16 protein-coding genes and 1 pseudogene are annotated in these 16,732 nt (G+C 42.7%); 2 read left to right on the forward strand and 15 right to left on the reverse strand.

Annotation, left to right across the window (positions count from 1 at the left end):
• Positions 1–207 precede the first annotated feature (207 nt).
• The gene (hpt, locus tag LEP1GSC194_RS00400) at positions 208–753 is read right to left on the reverse strand and encodes a hypoxanthine phosphoribosyltransferase (RefSeq protein ID WP_017808683.1); all 546 of its coding nucleotides are present in this window, start codon (positions 751–753) and stop codon (positions 208–210) included.
• Positions 750–1,259, reverse strand: a complete 510-nt coding sequence (locus tag LEP1GSC194_RS00405; protein WP_017808684.1) for a SixA phosphatase family protein — start codon at positions 1,257–1,259, stop codon at positions 750–752. Before LEP1GSC194_RS00405 ends, hpt begins: the two co-directional genes overlap by 4 nt.
• 83 nt (positions 1,260–1,342) lie before the next feature.
• Between LEP1GSC194_RS00405 and LEP1GSC194_RS00410 the strand changes: the two genes are divergently transcribed.
• Positions 1,343–2,017: a hypothetical protein gene (locus LEP1GSC194_RS00410; protein ID WP_020771771.1), complete on the forward strand. Its 675-nt coding sequence runs from the start codon at positions 1,343–1,345 to the stop codon at positions 2,015–2,017.
• A gap of 287 nt (positions 2,018–2,304) precedes the next feature.
• Here the strand turns inward: LEP1GSC194_RS00410 and LEP1GSC194_RS00415 are convergent, their stop codons facing one another.
• The 7 genes from LEP1GSC194_RS00415 to LEP1GSC194_RS00445 all read right to left on the reverse strand — a co-directional run bounded on the left by LEP1GSC194_RS00415 (position 2,305) and on the right by LEP1GSC194_RS00445 (position 9,409).
• A complete protein-coding gene (locus tag LEP1GSC194_RS00415; protein ID WP_020771850.1) occupies positions 2,305–2,880 on the reverse strand; it encodes a hypothetical protein in 576 nt (191 codons plus the stop codon).
• A gap of 22 nt (positions 2,881–2,902) precedes the next feature.
• Positions 2,903–4,345, reverse strand: coding sequence for a M43 family metalopeptidase leptolysin (locus tag LEP1GSC194_RS00420; RefSeq protein WP_020771835.1), 1,443 nt, complete (start codon positions 4,343–4,345; stop codon positions 2,903–2,905).
• 58 nt (positions 4,346–4,403) lie between these two features.
• Entirely contained in the window at positions 4,404–5,522 is a 1,119-nt protein-coding gene (locus LEP1GSC194_RS00425; protein ID WP_020771765.1) for a quinone-dependent dihydroorotate dehydrogenase, read from the reverse strand.
• A gap of 26 nt (positions 5,523–5,548) precedes the next feature.
• Positions 5,549–6,643, reverse strand: a complete 1,095-nt coding sequence (locus LEP1GSC194_RS00430; RefSeq protein WP_020771811.1) for an ABC transporter permease — start codon at positions 6,641–6,643, stop codon at positions 5,549–5,551.
• Positions 6,640–7,596, reverse strand: coding sequence for an ABC transporter ATP-binding protein (locus LEP1GSC194_RS00435; protein ID WP_021064499.1), 957 nt, complete (start codon positions 7,594–7,596; stop codon positions 6,640–6,642). Before LEP1GSC194_RS00435 ends, LEP1GSC194_RS00430 begins: the two co-directional genes overlap by 4 nt.
• 129 nt (positions 7,597–7,725) lie before the next feature.
• Positions 7,726–8,457: an SDR family oxidoreductase gene (locus tag LEP1GSC194_RS00440; protein WP_020771889.1), complete on the reverse strand. Its 732-nt coding sequence runs from the start codon at positions 8,455–8,457 to the stop codon at positions 7,726–7,728.
• Between the two features lie 61 nt (positions 8,458–8,518).
• Complete coding sequence (locus tag LEP1GSC194_RS00445; protein WP_020771776.1) at positions 8,519–9,409, reverse strand: fructosamine kinase family protein; 891 nt, start codon at positions 9,407–9,409, stop codon at positions 8,519–8,521.
• Positions 9,410–9,755: 346 nt separating this feature from the next.
• Between LEP1GSC194_RS00445 and LEP1GSC194_RS22805 the strand changes: the two are divergent.
• Positions 9,756–9,911, forward strand: a pseudogene (locus tag LEP1GSC194_RS22805) (glycosyl hydrolase family 18 protein); the annotation flags it as partial.
• A 165-nt stretch (positions 9,912–10,076) separates the two neighbouring features.
• Here LEP1GSC194_RS22805 and LEP1GSC194_RS00450 read toward each other — a convergent pair.
• From LEP1GSC194_RS00450 to LEP1GSC194_RS00475, 6 genes are read right to left on the reverse strand one after another with little or no spacing between them, the layout of a single operon-like run.
• Positions 10,077–10,898, reverse strand: a complete 822-nt coding sequence (locus tag LEP1GSC194_RS00450; protein ID WP_020771796.1) for an NADH-quinone oxidoreductase subunit B family protein — start codon at positions 10,896–10,898, stop codon at positions 10,077–10,079.
• Positions 10,895–12,304 carry a hydrogenase large subunit gene (locus tag LEP1GSC194_RS00455; RefSeq protein ID WP_020771857.1) on the reverse strand — a complete coding sequence of 470 codons (1,410 nt, stop codon included), beginning with the start codon at positions 12,302–12,304 and terminating at the stop codon, positions 10,895–10,897. The genes LEP1GSC194_RS00450 and LEP1GSC194_RS00455 overlap by 4 nt, the downstream gene beginning before the upstream one ends.
• Complete coding sequence (locus LEP1GSC194_RS00460) at positions 12,305–13,513, reverse strand: proton-conducting transporter transmembrane domain-containing protein (RefSeq protein WP_020771951.1); 1,209 nt, start codon at positions 13,511–13,513, stop codon at positions 12,305–12,307.
• Positions 13,510–14,130, reverse strand: a complete 621-nt coding sequence (locus LEP1GSC194_RS00465) for a hypothetical protein (RefSeq protein WP_020771756.1) — start codon at positions 14,128–14,130, stop codon at positions 13,510–13,512. The genes LEP1GSC194_RS00460 and LEP1GSC194_RS00465 overlap by 4 nt, the downstream gene beginning before the upstream one ends.
• A 15-nt stretch (positions 14,131–14,145) precedes the next feature.
• Positions 14,146–15,033: an NADH-quinone oxidoreductase subunit H gene (locus tag LEP1GSC194_RS00470; protein WP_020771855.1), complete on the reverse strand. Its 888-nt coding sequence runs from the start codon at positions 15,031–15,033 to the stop codon at positions 14,146–14,148.
• Positions 15,000–16,721 (reverse strand): proton-conducting transporter transmembrane domain-containing protein, encoded by a 1,722-nt coding sequence (locus LEP1GSC194_RS00475; protein WP_020771862.1) that lies wholly within the window; start codon positions 16,719–16,721, stop codon positions 15,000–15,002. Before LEP1GSC194_RS00475 ends, LEP1GSC194_RS00470 begins: the two co-directional genes overlap by 34 nt.
• Positions 16,722–16,732 lie beyond the last annotated feature (11 nt).

Below are 16,732 nucleotides of genomic sequence, written 5' to 3' on the forward strand. Positions count from 1 at the left end.
ATTTCAATAATTTTGCGATAAGCTGTAAATCACCCCGCATGCAAAGGTATGAAAGATTCTCAAACTAAAAAACATTTTTTTTACCCGCCCGGCAAAAACCGAGTCATAAAAAATCATACGGTAATTCGAAATTTTAAAACGACATTGTTTACGAAGAAACAATCTCCTAAAAAACGAATCGTTTCTTTCAAACTCGCAAAGAAAATATTAAACGGAAAATTCCCCCGATTCCAAAACGCAAATATCCGGCAGATTTCTGTACTTTCCGTCGAAATCCATACCGTAACCCACAACGAACTCGTCGGGAATTCTCCAACCCACGTATTTGACCGGGAATTCCAAGATGTTTTTTCTTTCTTTTAAAAGTAGTGTTACGATTTCCAGACTTGCGGGATTACGAGTAAAGATATGTCTTACGAGATATTGAAGAGTAAAACCGGTATCTAAAATATCTTCCACGAGAATCACATGGCGATCCGAGAGATCGGTATCGATGTCTTTTAACAGCTCGATCCTTCCGGTTGAGGACGTTCCTGAATAAGATCTTGCCTGAACAAAATCGATTTCCGTAGAATAAGGAATCGCTTTTGTTAAGTCCGTAAAAAAGTAAATTCCGCCTTTTAATACGCAGATAAAAATCGGATTTAGTTTTTTATAATCTTCTGTTATTTCAGAAGCGATAGATTTTACTTTTTCAGAAATCTCATCCCGACTAAAACGAGGATGTAAAATGTCGGAACCTATCTTTTTCATCCGGGTATCCAAAATCGAATTATTTTTCCGGGAACCTTTCCTAATTCTTCCCAAGATGAAGTTTCGACTTGTATACTCAGAAAACCGGATGTGGGAAATTTAAGGAACACGGATTCGGAAAACGATAAATCTTCGTTACCTCGGATGAGTCGATTTGCAATTTCTTCGATTGCGGGATTATGGCCTAATAAGGCCACATCCTTGAACTTAGAATTCGAATCCCTGATGATCGCGAGAATATCCTCGCTATCGGATTCGTATAATTCTTTCGTAACGATCGTTTCGGAGGATAGGTCCCCGCTTTTAGCGATGATCCTATAAGTATCCATAGTCCTTTTGGAATCCGAAATCAAAAAGAGGTCTACTTTGAATTCTATCGTTTTTAAATACTTTCGAAGGGATCGAGAGTTTTTCCTTCCTCTTTTGGAAAGAGGCCTCTCTTGATCGGATTTGAATCCGCTTTCCCAATCCGATTTAGAGTGTCTGATTAAATGAACTTGTTTCAATGAACTTTGTCTCTCGTTTTACCGCTCTCCGGTCAACTTTAAATTCATTGACAAGGGGCAAAAGAGGACGTTAATAATGGGCTATGAAAAATGTCTTTGCGTTAGCAGGAATGGTTTTACTCGTTTTAATACCGGCCGTGTTAGGCGCACAGTTAGCGGGACCTCCGGACGAGGAAAAAGCAAAAAAGGACGTTCAAACTCATTGGCTTAAAAAGAATACCGGCGATAAAATCCAATCCATAGAAAGCAACGGAGAACCCGTTCTTATCGAAAACTCCAAACCCAACGCGGATATTTTATATAAATTTCCGTTTTTAGTCACCGCAAAACGCAAAGACGGTAGCATAACGCGTACCGAAGTCGGAGCGAATTACGTTTTTATCCGCACGAAAGGTTGGTTGTTTTCAGAGTTAGGTTTTGGTAAAAATATAGTTCTCTCCGATCCGGGCAAAGAATCCCCTGATAAAGAAACCGCTCTTAAATTGATCGAGGAAAGTTTACTCCAAGATCGATGGAAAGGAAAAACGATCGAAAATCTAAAAATCAGCGAACCGATGGCGGGAAGCGATTTGGATACGCATTGGTATCGTTATTCGGGAGAATACGAAGTTTCCGAATTTAACATTCGTTATACGTGCTCGAACCTGATCGTAAGACTGTTCAAAGAGGATCCTTCCGCAACGGATTGGAAGCTGGATTGGAAAGAAAAAGGAATTTGCAGACAGGTTTCCGGAAATACAAACGAACCTTCTCCTTAAATGGAAATATATCTCAACCTTTGATATGCAGAATTCCTAACACCCTATTAACGTGAGTTCGGCGTAAAAGAATTTGGGCTCATAAGAAATTCAATGTTCCCTCTAAGGATCGCAACATATAATCGCTTTCGCATTTGTTATACCGAACTCACTTTATTACACAGAACTTAAGATTAGAATATTATAAAGTTTTTTATGATCAAAACTGAACGTAAAACCCGCTTTGATTTCGGATAAAAACCGGCAAACCTACAAAAATTCCTCTCCGAACAACATGCGTTTTTCTTTTAAGGAATCGAAGAACCCGGTTTTCTTAAATTCTTTTCCTTGATCCGATCCAAATTTTCCTTTTTCAATCTCTCTGAAAATCGAACCGAATCGACCTTTCCGGTACGAAGTCCTTTTAAAGTACTTTGAATGGAAGCCCCGATCCGATCGTTGGAAGAATATTGTTTTAGGAAATTCTCCGTATGACTCCTATCCGAAAAATAGAATGTTTTTCCGTAAGAAAAAACCGCCGAACTTCGGATCGAAGGATGCGCGTTTTCGTTGGAGATGGTGGATTCCAAATAATTCCTTGCGGAATTTCCCCCGAAGTCCGCGATCAATTCGTTAATCTGAGAAACCGCATACACTCTCAACTCCGGATCTTTTGCGATCGCGATCAGATATTCCTGAGGATTTGAGTTGATCGCATAAATTTCCCGAACCAAAGTTTCTTTTTCGATATGACCGGTTTGTGTAACTACGGCTTTAATCTTTTCATATTGATTTTGATCCAAGGTCTGTGCTTGAATTCCAGAAAAAATGCCGAATAGGAGCGCCGCAATTGCGCCGTAAAAACTTATTTTTATTTTCATCATACGATTATTTAATTCCATTTTCTTAATATACCAGAGGATGTGAGCGAAGCACCCAACCTTGTTCTCCCGTCAATTGAGTTTGATTGATTTTCGGATTTCCCGCCCAAAACATCAGATTGAGTCCCCCGCTATCGTAAAATCCCTCGCCTAAACATTCTCCCAAACCCACGATATTGTTTCCGTTTTGATCCTTACACTCCGGCGTTTCGGGAAGCGGGTCCAAAGAATATTGTCCTTTGATTACGTCTTTTTCGACCACGTGATAAAGACCTAAATAATGTCCGGCTTCATGAGCGATCGTCTTTGCAAGAAATACCTGGTCCGATTCGCAGATCAAATCCTGTCCCACCGCACCACAACCGGAAGCGGTTCTATGATTTTCGATAAATACGACCATGCCCGATTTCGGAGTACCCGTAACCGGAATTCCGGGAATACCGGATGAAATTCCTAAAATCCCCGCGGGTGCGCTGCTCGAAACCAGATAATCCCTCGTGATATAAATGTTTAAAGAATTGGGATCCTGTACGTTCGACGGGTTGGTTCTATAAAGAGTTCCTAATGAATCGTTCACATCTCCGTAATCGTCGATAATATTATCGATCGTTAAATAAGTATTTCCCGCAGCAGCAACGGAGGCCGTCACGGTTACGTCGATCTTTACGGTATTTTGGGAATAAATTTCTTTTAAGGTTTGAATCATCGTCGCCATACCCGCTACCGTCGGCGTCGTTACCGCGGCAGGAATAAAGATCAAGTTGATGTTCAATTTTTTTCTGGATTGCCAAACCTTATTCAAACCCGAAGAAGAACTTCCCAATAAACCGCTCTGCTCCGCGCGAAATTTATATTCTTCGCAAGTTTGAACCGTATTATTGGTAACTTTTCGAGTTATGATCGACGGATTCGGAGCGCTCGGTAGGATAAAATTAGCGCCCAAAATGTTACGGTTGAAATTGTTATACCCGGCGCTGGGAGCGTAATAACCCGGGGTCGAACCGATCGGAAAGGCGGTCGTCGCGGATCTATATCCTAAGGACTCGCTTTTTCCACTATCCTGAATTAAAGTTCCCGAAGCATTCGACCAAAGAGGATAAATAAAACGATTCGGATTGGAAGAGAACGGATGATTTTGTTCGGCATAAACGATTCCCATCGGATTGTTTCTTCCGATTCCGGAAAACTCCACCGTTCCGACAAGGTAAGCCGTTCCACCGTCCGAGTATGCGTTGTTTTCCGTTAAAAGAACCTGACTTAAATTGGAATTCGACACGCTAAAATCGGGCGCGCTTCCGCTGGTTCGAACGTTTTCTTCCGGTCCGCAATAATAATTCGCTTCGTTGATTAAATACAATCCCAAAAGAAGCTCCAAGTTTTTTGAATCGTCGTTCTTTCCTCGATTTAGAGGACAACCCCACGCAAAAAAACAAAGAATTAAAATCGGAGCCAATGATCTTTTCAACATAACCTTCATTCCCTAATTTATATTTAATAAAATCGTAATATTCTAAAACAATCCTAAACTACTTCGAACCCAAACGAACTTCCTTTTCTTTTCCCACCAAATCCGATACGGTTTTTAGATCTTGTATTTTTACGAACCGATCCAGAAATTCCAAAATTCTCAGCGGAAAAAAAGGACCTTGATAAATATAACCAGTGTAAATTTGAATTAAATCAGCGCCCGCAAGAATTTTTTCCAAAGCCGCTTTTTCGGAATCGATTCCGCCGACTCCGACGATCGGAATTCTTCCTTTTAAAATTCGATATGCGATCCGAACGAATTCGGTGGAACGATTTTTCAAAGGTGTTCCGGAAAGACCGCCCTCCATTTCCACGTTCGGATATTTTTTCAAGGACGACTTATCGATCGTCGTATTCGTTAAAACGACGCCGTCGACTTTCAAACTCAAAGATGTGTCAAGCAAGGCTTCAAGATCTTTTGTTTCCATATCGGGAGCGAACTTTACGAATAACGGAATTATAAAATTCTTACCGAGCCCGTTTCGAATTCCTCGGATCAAAGATACGAAGTTTTCTTGTTTTTGAAAATTTCTCAAACCCGGAGTGTTCGGCGAACTGATATTGACAACCGCATAATCCGCGTAAGGTGAAAGTTTTTTGAGAGTATAAACGTAATCTTCGACCGCTTTTTCTTCGGGAACGATTTTCGTTTTCCCCGCGTTGATCCCGCGGATCTTCGTTTTTTTTTGGGAAACAATGATTTTCTCGGCCAAATCGGCGCCCGGATTATTAAAACCCATTCGATTGATCAAAGCCCGATCCTCCGGATATCGAAACACCCTCGGTTTCGGATTTCCGGACTGCGCCTGTCCCGTGATCGTTCCTACTTCGATATGACCGAAACCCATTCGAGAAAGAAAAGGATAAAGTTCTCCCGTTTTATCAAAACCCGCTCCCATCCCCAACGGATTTTCAAATTCGATTCCGGCGACTTTTGTTTTTAAACGATCGCTTTGATACGACGTCATCGATTCTATCAAAGTTAAAAAGCCGGGAAGTTTTTGACCGATGCCGAGTAAGTTTTTTGCGAGCTCGTGTGCCGCCTCCGGATCCAAGGAAAGAAAAAACGGTTTTAGAAAAGTAGAATACGCGACTTGTCTCAAAGAAGAGGAAAACATCTCTAAAACTATTTAATTCTCAGGAATCAAGACCAGCGAAAAATTCTATTTCCTATAAAAAGAAATACGACTCCGTAAACCAACAATGAAATCACACTCGGAATCACCGAAGAAAAACCCGCCCCTTCGATAAAAACGGCGCGCAATGAATCGGCCATCAAGGTCAACGGAAGATTCCTGATAATCGGAAGTACGACCTCGGGAAAATTTTGATAAGAGAAAAAAATTCCGGAAAGAACCATCATAGGAAACGTAACCGCATTTACGAGTCCGTTTCCGACTTGAGAATTCGCAGCTCTCGATCCGATGAAAATTCCGATACAGGCAAACGCAAAGTTTCCGGAAAGATAAACCGTAATCGCGGCTCCGACGGAACCTTCCCATGCGTTTTCAAATGTAGAAAGAGTGAAGCCCAGCAGGATTGCGGATTCGAAGACCGTCACGACCAATCGCGTAAAAAAGAAGGAAAGAAAAAAATACAACTTATTCATCGGAGTCGCCGACATTCTTCGTAAAAGTTTTTTCATCCTCATTTCGATCAGATTCCAACCCACACCCCAAAGACAGGAATTCATCACACCCATTGCAAGCATTCCGGGAACCAAGTAATCGATATATCTCGTTCCCTTCGAATCCAAACGGTCCACCTGCGATTCTAAGTCCGTACGACTCGAACGGATCTTTGCCAAGATCAAAAGATAATCTCTTTGACCGTTCGGGTTTTCGGAATCGAAGGAGAAGTGAATCTTTCCGTCCCGCATCCTTTCGACGATTACGTTGAGTTTTCCTCTTTTGAGATCTCGAATCGCCTCTTCCTTTGAAAGAATCAAAAATTTCAAAGAAGGAAACGAAACGGATCTCGAATCGGAGGGGTTTAGTTTCGATTCTTCCGTTCGGATATTTTGTACGTTTTGAGACGGGTCCAGAATTTTTTTGAGCTCTTCGAGTTGATAAGAATTTTCTAATACGGCGATTCTTACCTCTTCCGATCCTCGATTTTTAAACGCAACTCCGAGAACTCCGGCCATTGCGATCGGAAATACGAAAGCCCAGAATAGAATTCCAGGTTCCCTGTAAAATGCCTTGAGCTGAATGCTCACCAGTTGAAATATCTGTTTCATTCTTCCAGTCCTCTTCCCGTCATGCTGAGGAAAAGATCGTCTAACGTTTTTTTGTGACATTCCAATATGTTCAGTCTTTTTCCGGAAGCGGAAATCGTTTGCATCAATTCCGGAAGATAATCCGTAATCGCGGAAACGTGAATCCTCGCTTCGGACTTCGTGGAATTCCAAAAGAACTTATACATTCCTTTGGACGGAAGCCATTTTTCGGGATTGGAACCGTCCTCCATGGAAAGCCTTATGATCTCGCCTCCGTCCGTTCTTCCGAGAAGATCGGACAAAGTTCCTTGATCTAAAATTCTCCCCTTATCCATGATGATGATTCTTTCGCAAAGGGTTTCCGCTTCTTCCATATAATGAGTGGTAAGAATCATCGTGGTTTTATCTTGTCTGAGACGATCCAAAATTTTCCAAACGTCCCTTCTTGCCCCCGGATCCAATCCGGTCGTAGGTTCGTCCAAAAAAAGAATTTCAGGATAATTTAATATAGAAACTCCCAGGGCCAATCTCTGTCTTTGACCTCCGGAAAGATTGCCGACGTAAGTTTTTTGTTTCTCTTCGAGATTGATCAATTCTAGAATTTCCCTCAAACGTTCCTTTTTACTTTTATAAAAAGTTCCGAAAAGATTGAGAGTTTCCTGAACCGTAATCCGATCCATAAAACGGGTTTCCTGAAGGGCCAAGCCGACCTTGGATCTAAGAAAAGTTTCGCTTTCCTTCCAAGTGGTTCCGAGTATCGATATGGAACCGGCGTCGGGTTTTTGAATTCCCTCCAACATTTCGATCAAAGTCGTTTTACCGGCTCCGTTCGGTCCGAGCAAAGCGACAAATTCTCCCTTTCGAATTTGGAGACTGAGATCGTTCACCGCGACCGTGTTCTTAAAACGTTTTACGACGTTTCGAACGTCTATCAAACTTTCTTCGGATTTAAATGGTTTTGTATTCAAATTCAAGACGAGCTCTTTTCCTATTTTAGTTTCGGTTTTCCGTCGAAATGGATATCGAATTAAAATCGACGATTCGATCGATTTTCAACGTTATGCGCCGTATACTCTTACAAACGATTATTCAAATAACGCACATTAGGCGTTTTTTACGATTCCGTAAATCAAGGACGGGAAAAAACGCAAGGCCCACCTCAAATACTTCACAACTCCGATTCCGATATATTCCCGATCCCTTTCCAGGGCGGAAATAAATTCGTCGGCCAATGCGGAGGTAGTCAACTTGTTTTTTCCTCTTCCTTCCGTCATCGGAGTATCCACTTGAGGAGGAAGCATCTCGATCACTTTAACGTTGGTTCCTTCCATTTGATAACGAAGCGCCTCCGTAAAAAGATGCAAACCCGCCTTTGTTCCGCAATAGAGAGGAGCCGATTTTTTAGGAACCAAGGCTAAGCCCGAAGTCACGTTCACAATCGCGGACTTAGGTTGCGATTTTAGAATCGGGATCAAGATAGATATAAGACGAACCGGAACGGTTAAATTTGTTTGAATTTCCTTTTCGATCGAAACGCTTTGATCCGAATCTTTCGAAAAATCGGGATTGAATTGTATCCCTGCGTTGTTGATCAAAATATTAAGCGAAGTATATTTTTTGCGAATCAAAGAAATCAAGGTATCAAAATCCTTCGACTTTGTAAGATCGCAACGAATGGTTTTTATTCCGGGAATCGACGACAACTCGGAAAGGGAATCCTTGTTTCTTCCCAAAGCGAGAACCGTGTTTCCCAAACCCGCAAACCTCTTTGCAAGTTCGAGACCGATTCCCGAAGTTGCACCGGTGATCAATATCGTATTTCCGGAAAGTTTCATGATCCGTTCATCTTCTTTTTTGAAACGGATTGATCAAGCAATTCACAAATCCAAATCGGAATTAACTTTTACCGTAATAACGCAGAATTTGTCTGAGAGAAGATAAATAGGAAGGTCCGAAAAGATTGATGTGAACCAAAACGGGATACATCTGCCAAAATGGAATTCTATCTTTGAAATGTTCCGGATCTTCGATTCCGCAGGAAGAAAGAATCTGCTGCATCTCCTCCAAATTCAGGGAACTACCGAACAAACTCAACATGGAGAGATCTTGTTCGGGATGTGAAAATGAGATCGAAGGATCGATCAAATAAGAATGTCCGTTTTTTCCCGTGAGAACGTTTCCGGTCCAAAGATCTCCGTGTATCAACCTCGGGCTACTTTGATCGAGAGACCATTCCTCTGTGAATTTTTGAAAAACGTATTTTACGTTTTCTGCATCTTTAAGCGTAATTAATTTTCGCGAGAAGGCCAAATCCGATTGCGTTGATAAGCGACTTTCCCAGAAAAATTTTTCAAAGCAAGAATACCATTGATTCTTTTGGGAAAGAGTTCCGATAAAATTATTCCGTTTCCATCCCCAAGAATTCGAATCTTTCCGGTAAAGCAGTTTCAAACTTCGGATTAAATCTTCGCGCGCACCCGAAGCCGAGCCGGATTCGACGTAATCCATCACTAAAAGCCAATAATTTCCGGCTTGTACGATTCCGTAACATTCGGGAACGCGAACTCCGATTCTAAAGAGTTGTTCCAAGGATTCTTTTTCGGTTTCGGCCATTTCCTTATTTGGGATGACCTTTACTCCGAAGGAATGATTAGGAACGGTAGCGAGATAAATTTCATTAAGACTGGAAGAATGAAAGGTCACTTTAGGTTTGTGACCGGAATTCAAAATCCCGAGTCTATCCAAACCGTTGCAGATCGCCTCTTCTAAACCCGCTTTGATGACCACAAATTCGCTTCCTTCCGAATGATTTCGGTTCTTTTCCTATGGATAGAAAATCGGTCTGAAAGGTTCCCGGGTTGATTGAAATTTACCGCGTTTCTCAAAAGTTAACGAACGATTCATGGATAAAGACAAAAGCCGCTTGAGTTTCCATTTATTCTATCAAAATGTTAAGCCGCAACGGTTCTTATGAATTAACTCCGATGATCCGTAAGACGTGAACATCTTAAGAATTCTTACCGCACGCTTATTGTTTGCCGAATGTGCACTATGAGCAACAGTCCGTTCCGTACATTGGTGTTAGACTTTGATCGCACCCATTAAGGGACAATCGATATTGTTTTAGAAGGATATTTTTTCAAGACCGTATACGATCCGTTATACGGGACCAGTCATCTTATCGGATGGCAATTTTAAATATTCTCCACATCCGAAAGATTTCGTTAATTTGATTAAGAATTATAAAATCAGAATCATTCTTTCGATTACTGCAATTTCCAAAAACGACTTTTGAAGTTTTCAATTTTATCTCGATGATACATAAGGAATTCAAGTTATCGTTTGATTGAGATTTTTATAAATTCCAACCTACCGAAGACGGCTACTTGCAAAAAGTATGATTTTCTGATAGATAAAATCTCCGACTGCCTTTTTAATTCTTATCTAATTTAGATTATTTTGTTTTTCTTAAGTTTTGAACGTATTTTGCGAGTTCGGCACGAAAAGAAAATTCCCTTATTCCCATCAGATAACGAAACGCGGAAACGATCACATCGGGACGCGGAGGATCTCCCGCGATAAACAAATCCGGTTCTTTTGGAAGTTTACCAAGTTTAAATAACCCGCCGGAAACCGCTTCCGATCCGCAAGCTATCAAAGCTTTCGGAGAAGGCATCGTTTCCCATGCGGTATCTAACGGACCTTCCATATTCGGTCCGACCGGTCCTGAATAAACCAATGCGTCCGCGTGTTTCGGAGAAGCTACCACTCGAACCCTGCTCGCTTCACTATCAAAAAGAGAGTTGAAGCTCGCGTTGATTTCCGCTTCGGTAGTATTATTACCGGCGGCCGCAACTTCTCTGTATTGGAATCCGTTTTTTTTCGTGATCTTCCTGAATTGTTTCACTTCTTCGGTTTCTACTTCCGGTTTTTCATCGGGTATTCCGCCGATATACGTTACCTTTAAGGCCTCGCGATCCGTGGAATATACGTGAACAAAACCGGAATCTATGATCTTACCGTCGGAACACACCTCCGAACATCTCCCGCATTGCAGACAAGCGCCGTAATCAAAACTCATCTTATCCTTAGAATGAATTTTGAGAGAATGTGTCGGACAAACTTGTTCGCAGGATTTACACGTTAGGCAAGACTCGTTCGAAGTCAAAACGGGAACCGGAATACCTCTTGCGTTCGGATTGAACGGGGAAACTTTCTTGTAGTTCATCGTCTTTGCCGGACGAAGAATATTCAGTATTTCGAATATAATTTTCATAGATCGACTCCTACGTAACTCAGGTTGAAGGACTTGTTGTTCAATGGAAAGTCTCCGATGTATTCTCCCCTTACCGCCAATTCAAGCGCGTGCCAGTTGGGAACGGAAGTTTCTCTGATATAAGCCTCTTCGATCGTGCCGTCGGCGTCCAAGTCCAAAGATACGAGCACCGGCCCTCTCCAACCTTCTACCGCGGAATAGTAGGTTCCTTTTTTGACGGCGGACTTTGAGGTCGATTTGCCGAGTTTAAGGTTCAAGGCGGCTTCCAATTTCGGAATCGCTTCAACCAGCCACCTGCTGCTGTTTTTTAATTCTTCGTACCGCAGATAAAATCTTGCCCAGGCGTCCCCTCTCATCTGATCCCCGTTCAATTCGAGGGAAATAGGGGAACTAAACGTATAAGATTTTTCTAAATTACGAAGATCTCTGCTGAGTCCAGTGCATTTCTCCACCATTCCGATAAATCCGAGATGTCTGACTTGTTTTTGCCGAATCACTCCGCAGGATTGAAGTCTTTCCCGATTGGTGGAAACGGAAGCGGACCTTAGAAAATGTTCCGATACGTCGTCAGTAACCGCGCGAATTCTTTCCGCAAGCTCCGCCAATTTCTCACGGGTTAATCCGGATTTTAAGACGACCTTTCCGGGCGACAACGCCCCTCTCCCGAATCTATTTCCGGTTAACGCTTCCATGACGCCTAACGGAACTCCCCTTTGTAGAGCGCAGACCCCGTGTAACGGATAGTAACCGATATCTTCTGCGATCCCTCCCAAATCTCCGATATGAGTCGCGATTCTTTCCAACTCTAAAAGTACGAGCCTTGCAAAATCGATCTCTTGAGGAACGTCGATATTCTGCGCTTCCTCGAAAATTCTTGAAAATGCGATTCCGTAAGCGATCGTACTGTCTCCGGAAATCGCCTCCGCGTAAGGCAGTGAATCTTTCGCTCCCTTTCCTTTTATCATATCGATCAGTCCGCGTTTTTGAAAACCGAGTCGTATGTCTAAATTTTTAATCAATTCCCCTTGAACGATAAAACGAAAATGTCCGGGTTCTATAACTCCGGCGTGGATAGGCCCCACCGCATGTGAATAATGATCTATGGGAGTCGGAACCTTCAATCCCTTATATACTAAATCCTTAATTCCTTTTTTCGTTACGAATTTTTCAAGATCCGTTTTACGACCTACGTTTATGTATTTCTCGAAATCAAAAGACGAATAATCCTCCTCGCCCTGATCCACGCCCAAAGAATGTCTCAAAATCCAAATCGGGTTTGCCGAATCTTCTATGACTTCTTTTTCGGAATGTTCGATCACCTCTCGTTCGATTCCGTCGTTGGAAATCCAGAATCTATGATACCCTTTTTTACCTTTTCTAGGATACAATCCCGTGACAGTACGCATTCAAAATCCTCCTTGCAACAATCGATAAAATCCCCAAATCCCGATCCCCAAAAGGGTGGAACAGAGAAGTAAGGAATCAAGAAGTCGAATATTCAACGTTAAAGCGAAGTCCTTTGCGAACGGCCTGTGTTTCAAATTAAACAACGGAACGGTTTTATATATGATTACTCCAAAAAAAACCAAACCGAGAAAGGGTACGGAAATCACAAACCATTGTTTTTGCGCCCAACCCGCCTTTAAGAGTAGAAGATCGCTGACAAAGACCGGCGATCCGGGAAGTACGAACGCGAGGAAGATCGCTATCGTATAAAGGGAAAGCGCCCTTTTATTGATCGCCTCCGAAAGAAATATCTTACTCAATTCCCTTGCGCCCGAATCCATTCTTACGATTCCCATCGTTAAAAAGAGAAGGGCTTTTAAAACGATATTACCCGCCATTAAATAGTTAAAAATCGAATCCGGAAGATCCATCCAAAGAAATATCGCAAGAGCCCCGCTGTGAAACAAAGCGACTTTCGCCGTCATCATTCTTAAGTCGTTTCTTTGATACAAAGCAACGATACTCTGAAGCATCGTCGCCAGACCGAGAATCAGCAAACCGTCGGCGGCGCTGAACGTAGTCGGATACAATTGATGATCCATATGGATGAAAGGACGAATTGCAAAACAAACCGAAACCGGAATGAAAGCCGCGATCAAAGCCGAAATTTGACTCGGACTATCCCCGTAGGTATCGACAACCCATACGTGATTCGGGAACAATCCCAATTTCGCGGAATAGCCGAAGATGGCCAACCATAGCCCGATTTCAATCCACAGATTTTCAGGATGTTCCGAAATACGTCCCGCGAGAATTTCCACGGGGTGATCGATGCCGTGTAACGTTGCCGTTACGATTATGATCCCGAGAAAAGCAAGCCCCAATCCGAACGAATTGATCAAAAGAAACTTCCAGGCAATCGGAAACGATTTTGATGTCCCGCTCGAAGATACGAGCAACGTTCCCGTAAAAGTCGTCGCTTCGATGAGAACCCATTGTAACGCGGAACCTTCCGCATTCCATGCGGCAAAACTCAAAGAAGCGCATACGATCATTAAGACGGACCACATGGCAATCCGACTTTGACCTCTGGTCGGCGCAAAAATATAAGCGATCAAAATAATAAGGAGAACGACGGCCCCGATACCGTTTAGATAAAATAGAGTCATGTCGATACCTCGTCTTTTTCGGATTCATGCTCGTTTTGCATACTGACTCTGAGAGTCGAAGCCGCGCCGATAATAAACACCGCATCAAGGAACGAACCGAATTCTATACCCAACGGCAAACCGGTTCGTAGAATTTGTGTCAGAAGAAACGTCCCGTTTTCAAAAACGCCGAAGGAAGCGATTACCGGAACCCAATGACGACGAACCACAAAGCCGACCATTCCGACATATAATATTAGAAAAGTATAAAGGAAGGACATTTGATTCACTTCGCCAAAACGGTATTTGGTAAAACCGAACATTAAAAATCCAATCAACGCACCGATCGATAAAAGTGCGAAAGTCGGAATGTAACCGATTTTCGGAAACGTAGATTCTACGGAGTTGGTTTTTCTTGCCGTCCAGAAAAGGATAAGCGGCGTTAGAATTACTTTAAAAAAAACGATCATACCCGCCAAAAAAAGACTATGAGTATTGAAACCCGAGTCTTCAAAAAGCGGGACAAGCAGGAAAACACTTTGAAAACCGAGTAATAACACCAAACGTTTTATCCGATTTTCCAATAAAACCACAACTCCTATCAATAGGAGAATTAAATAACTGAATTCTGTTCCCATATAATTTTCCTAGGATCATCCTAATTTGAGAAGTATGCCCAAGAAGAGCATAAAGATAAAATTTAAACCCAGTAGTTCGGGAATCCAACGCCATCGTCTTCTCGTACTATTCGATTCTATATATCCCACACAAAACGAAACGAAAAGCGCTCCTAAAATCGCAACGACGTCCAACCAGAATTTCGAAACGGTATGGTTTATAAAAAACTCCCCGTGATAAATTCCGATCTTTGCGACAAATAAAAACAAGGAACTCGTTTTGAGTTGTTGCGCTAACTCGAAAAACGCGCGCCTGCTTCCGGAGGCCTCCAAAAGCATCGCTTCGTGAACCATAGTAAGTTCGAGATGGGTTCTCGGATCGTCAAACGGCGGTTTGGCGAGTTCCGCTAAGATTACCAACGAAGTGCCGAGCAGAAATAATCCGCCGAACGCAAGGCTCGCAAAATTCGCGTTCACGACGATATGAGATTCGAATACGACTAAAACCAGAATCAAAACAGGTTCGCAGAACACGAAAAGAATCACTTCTCTCGCCGATCCCATTCCTGCAAAGGAAGTTCCGTTTTCCACCGAATAGGCGAGTAACGCGAATCGGATGATTCCTATTAAAAAGGGAATCAAAAGAAACGAAGCCCATTCGTAACTGACCAAACTCCAAACGACCAATCCCGCGACAAAGGCGATGACAGGAGACGCTTCCGTAAAAAATCCGGAAAAGGGTCCGTCCACCGGTTTTTTACGGATCATTCTCATCGCATCGTAGAGAATTTGAAACACGGGCGCGCCGATTCTTCCTTGCGCATAAGAACGAACTTTGAGCACGATTCCACCGCAAAGAAACGGAAGAAGCAAAAACGAAAGGATCCGAACTACCGAGTCAAGGTATCCAAGAATAATTTCCATAAATCTCCTTCAGCCAGTTTCAAGCCGATAATCAAAAATAAGAGCAACACGACGGTTGCGGAAGAAAATGCAAGATTGATCGAAATCGTTTCCTCATCGGCTTCGTTGACTTGCGTTTTAAACGTATCCAACAATCTCACGATTCCGTTTAGGATCGCTTCGTCCAACTTCGAACTTCCGTTTTCATTCGTGAAATACCTTCCCAAAGAACCGATCAGCGGATCGGAAATTCCATTCGAAGGAATCGCCACATCGGCCCCTTTGTAATTCCCGCCGCAATCCCAGAGTTTTCTTCGTTCTATTTTCGTTCTCAAACCGAATACTCCGACGACAAGAATCGTCAAAAATCCGATCAGGTTTACGCTCGCCAAACCGCGATACCAGTTCTCATCCAACCAATCTTTGGTGGGGGAATGATAGAACGTATAAGCGGAAATTCCAAGAGAGATCGCGAGAATTAAAGACCCGCTTAAGATCAATGAATATCGAACCAGCCGCGGAGGAACATTCTCCGTCCAATTCGTCCTAGGTCTGGAAATGACCATTCCCAAAAAGATTCTCAAATGGCCGACCGCACCCAATGCCAAACCCGACGAAACCAATATCAAAAGAGGGAGAATCAGAATCGCACTTTGTCCCGGAATTTCCAAAACACCCGCAACAAGTTTGACAAACGTCGCCTCGGTAAGAAAACCCGTCGTTCCGGGTAACGCGAGAAAACTAATGGTTCCTAAACTTAACAATGCGGTGGAAAGTCCGGAATTTTTTCCGATTCCCGTATTCTGATCTATATTAGAACTTCCTGAAAGTCTAATAAGGTAACCGATGGATAGGAATTGAAACGTCTTACTGATGCTATGATGAATGAGCGAGATAAAGAAAAGAAAGGAAAAGGATACGCTCAAAACCTTGAGTCCTTCCACGTTGCTGTCCTTCCACAATGCGGAAAGTAACAAACACAACATTAGAAAATTCGTATTTTCAACCGTGCTGTAAGCGATCGCCTTTCTTACGTCTTTTGCAAATACGGAACTAAGTCCCGCCCACAAAACGCCGAATCCGGCCAATGGAATCAGTATCTTTATGATCACCGAGTTTCCGATCCAAGGAACGACGAGTTGGTGAAAAAGAATCAAGGGAAGATTGACTAAAACTCCCGAATACGCCGCCGACGCGTGCGGCGGAGCCCCGGCGTGGACTTCCGGAAGCCAAAAGTGGAGTCCGAAAAATTCCGCCTTAACCAACAAACCTAACACAAGGAAGAATTTTCCAAGGTCGTCGTCCGGAGAATAAATCCAATAGGTGAAACATAAAATTCCGACCCCGCTCGCAAGTAACAGCGCGATAAAACTTTTTGCGGACGAAGAGGTCCAATTTTCTCCCTGATAAAGAAGAAATCCGCTAACCGTGGATAATTCCCAAAACAAAACCAACCAGATCGTCTTTCCCGCAAAAAAACAAAGTCCCGTACTCAAAAAGAATACGGCATATCCCAAAAGGACCGTTTTCTTTTTGAGTCGTTCGTATCCGCCTACGAATACGGAGATAATCAGACCGACTATTGCTTGGAGACTCAAGCCGATGAGAATAGCGCTGTCCTGGTCGAAAAAATTCTTACCGAGCGCTTTACCGATTAGGAAAGGAGCGATAAGACTCATCAAGACGAGTAAATAGGATAAAATTACCATCGATATATTCA

This window comes from Leptospira alstonii serovar Sichuan str. 79601, assembly GCF_000347175.1.
GTDB lineage: Bacteria > Spirochaetota > Leptospiria > Leptospirales > Leptospiraceae > Leptospira > Leptospira alstonii.

Coding starts and splice junctions, on each gene's coding strand:
- hpt (WP_017808683.1), bottom strand. CDS start 753: ATGAAAAAGATAGGTTCCGACATTTTACATCCTCGTTTTAGTCGGGAT.
- LEP1GSC194_RS00410 (WP_020771771.1), top strand. CDS start 1,343: ATGAAAAATGTCTTTGCGTTAGCAGGAATGGTTTTACTCGTTTTAATA.
- LEP1GSC194_RS00415 (WP_020771850.1), bottom strand. CDS start 2,880: ATGATGAAAATAAAAATAAGTTTTTACGGCGCAATTGCGGCGCTCCTA.
- LEP1GSC194_RS00420 (WP_020771835.1), bottom strand. CDS start 4,345: ATGTTGAAAAGATCATTGGCTCCGATTTTAATTCTTTGTTTTTTTGCG.
- LEP1GSC194_RS00425 (WP_020771765.1), bottom strand. CDS start 5,522: ATGTTTTCCTCTTCTTTGAGACAAGTCGCGTATTCTACTTTTCTAAAA.
- LEP1GSC194_RS00430 (WP_020771811.1), bottom strand. CDS start 6,643: ATGAAACAGATATTTCAACTGGTGAGCATTCAGCTCAAGGCATTTTAC.
- LEP1GSC194_RS00440 (WP_020771889.1), bottom strand. CDS start 8,457: ATGAAACTTTCCGGAAATACGATATTGATCACCGGTGCAACTTCGGGA.
- LEP1GSC194_RS00450 (WP_020771796.1), bottom strand. CDS start 10,898: ATGAAAATTATATTCGAAATACTGAATATTCTTCGTCCGGCAAAGACG.
- LEP1GSC194_RS00455 (WP_020771857.1), bottom strand. CDS start 12,304: ATGCGTACTGTCACGGGATTGTATCCTAGAAAAGGTAAAAAAGGGTAT.
- LEP1GSC194_RS00460 (WP_020771951.1), bottom strand. CDS start 13,513: ATGACTCTATTTTATCTAAACGGTATCGGGGCCGTCGTTCTCCTTATT.
- LEP1GSC194_RS00465 (WP_020771756.1), bottom strand. CDS start 14,130: ATGGGAACAGAATTCAGTTATTTAATTCTCCTATTGATAGGAGTTGTG.
- LEP1GSC194_RS00470 (WP_020771855.1), bottom strand. CDS start 15,033: ATGGAAATTATTCTTGGATACCTTGACTCGGTAGTTCGGATCCTTTCG.
- LEP1GSC194_RS00475 (WP_020771862.1), bottom strand. CDS start 16,721: ATGGTAATTTTATCCTATTTACTCGTCTTGATGAGTCTTATCGCTCCT.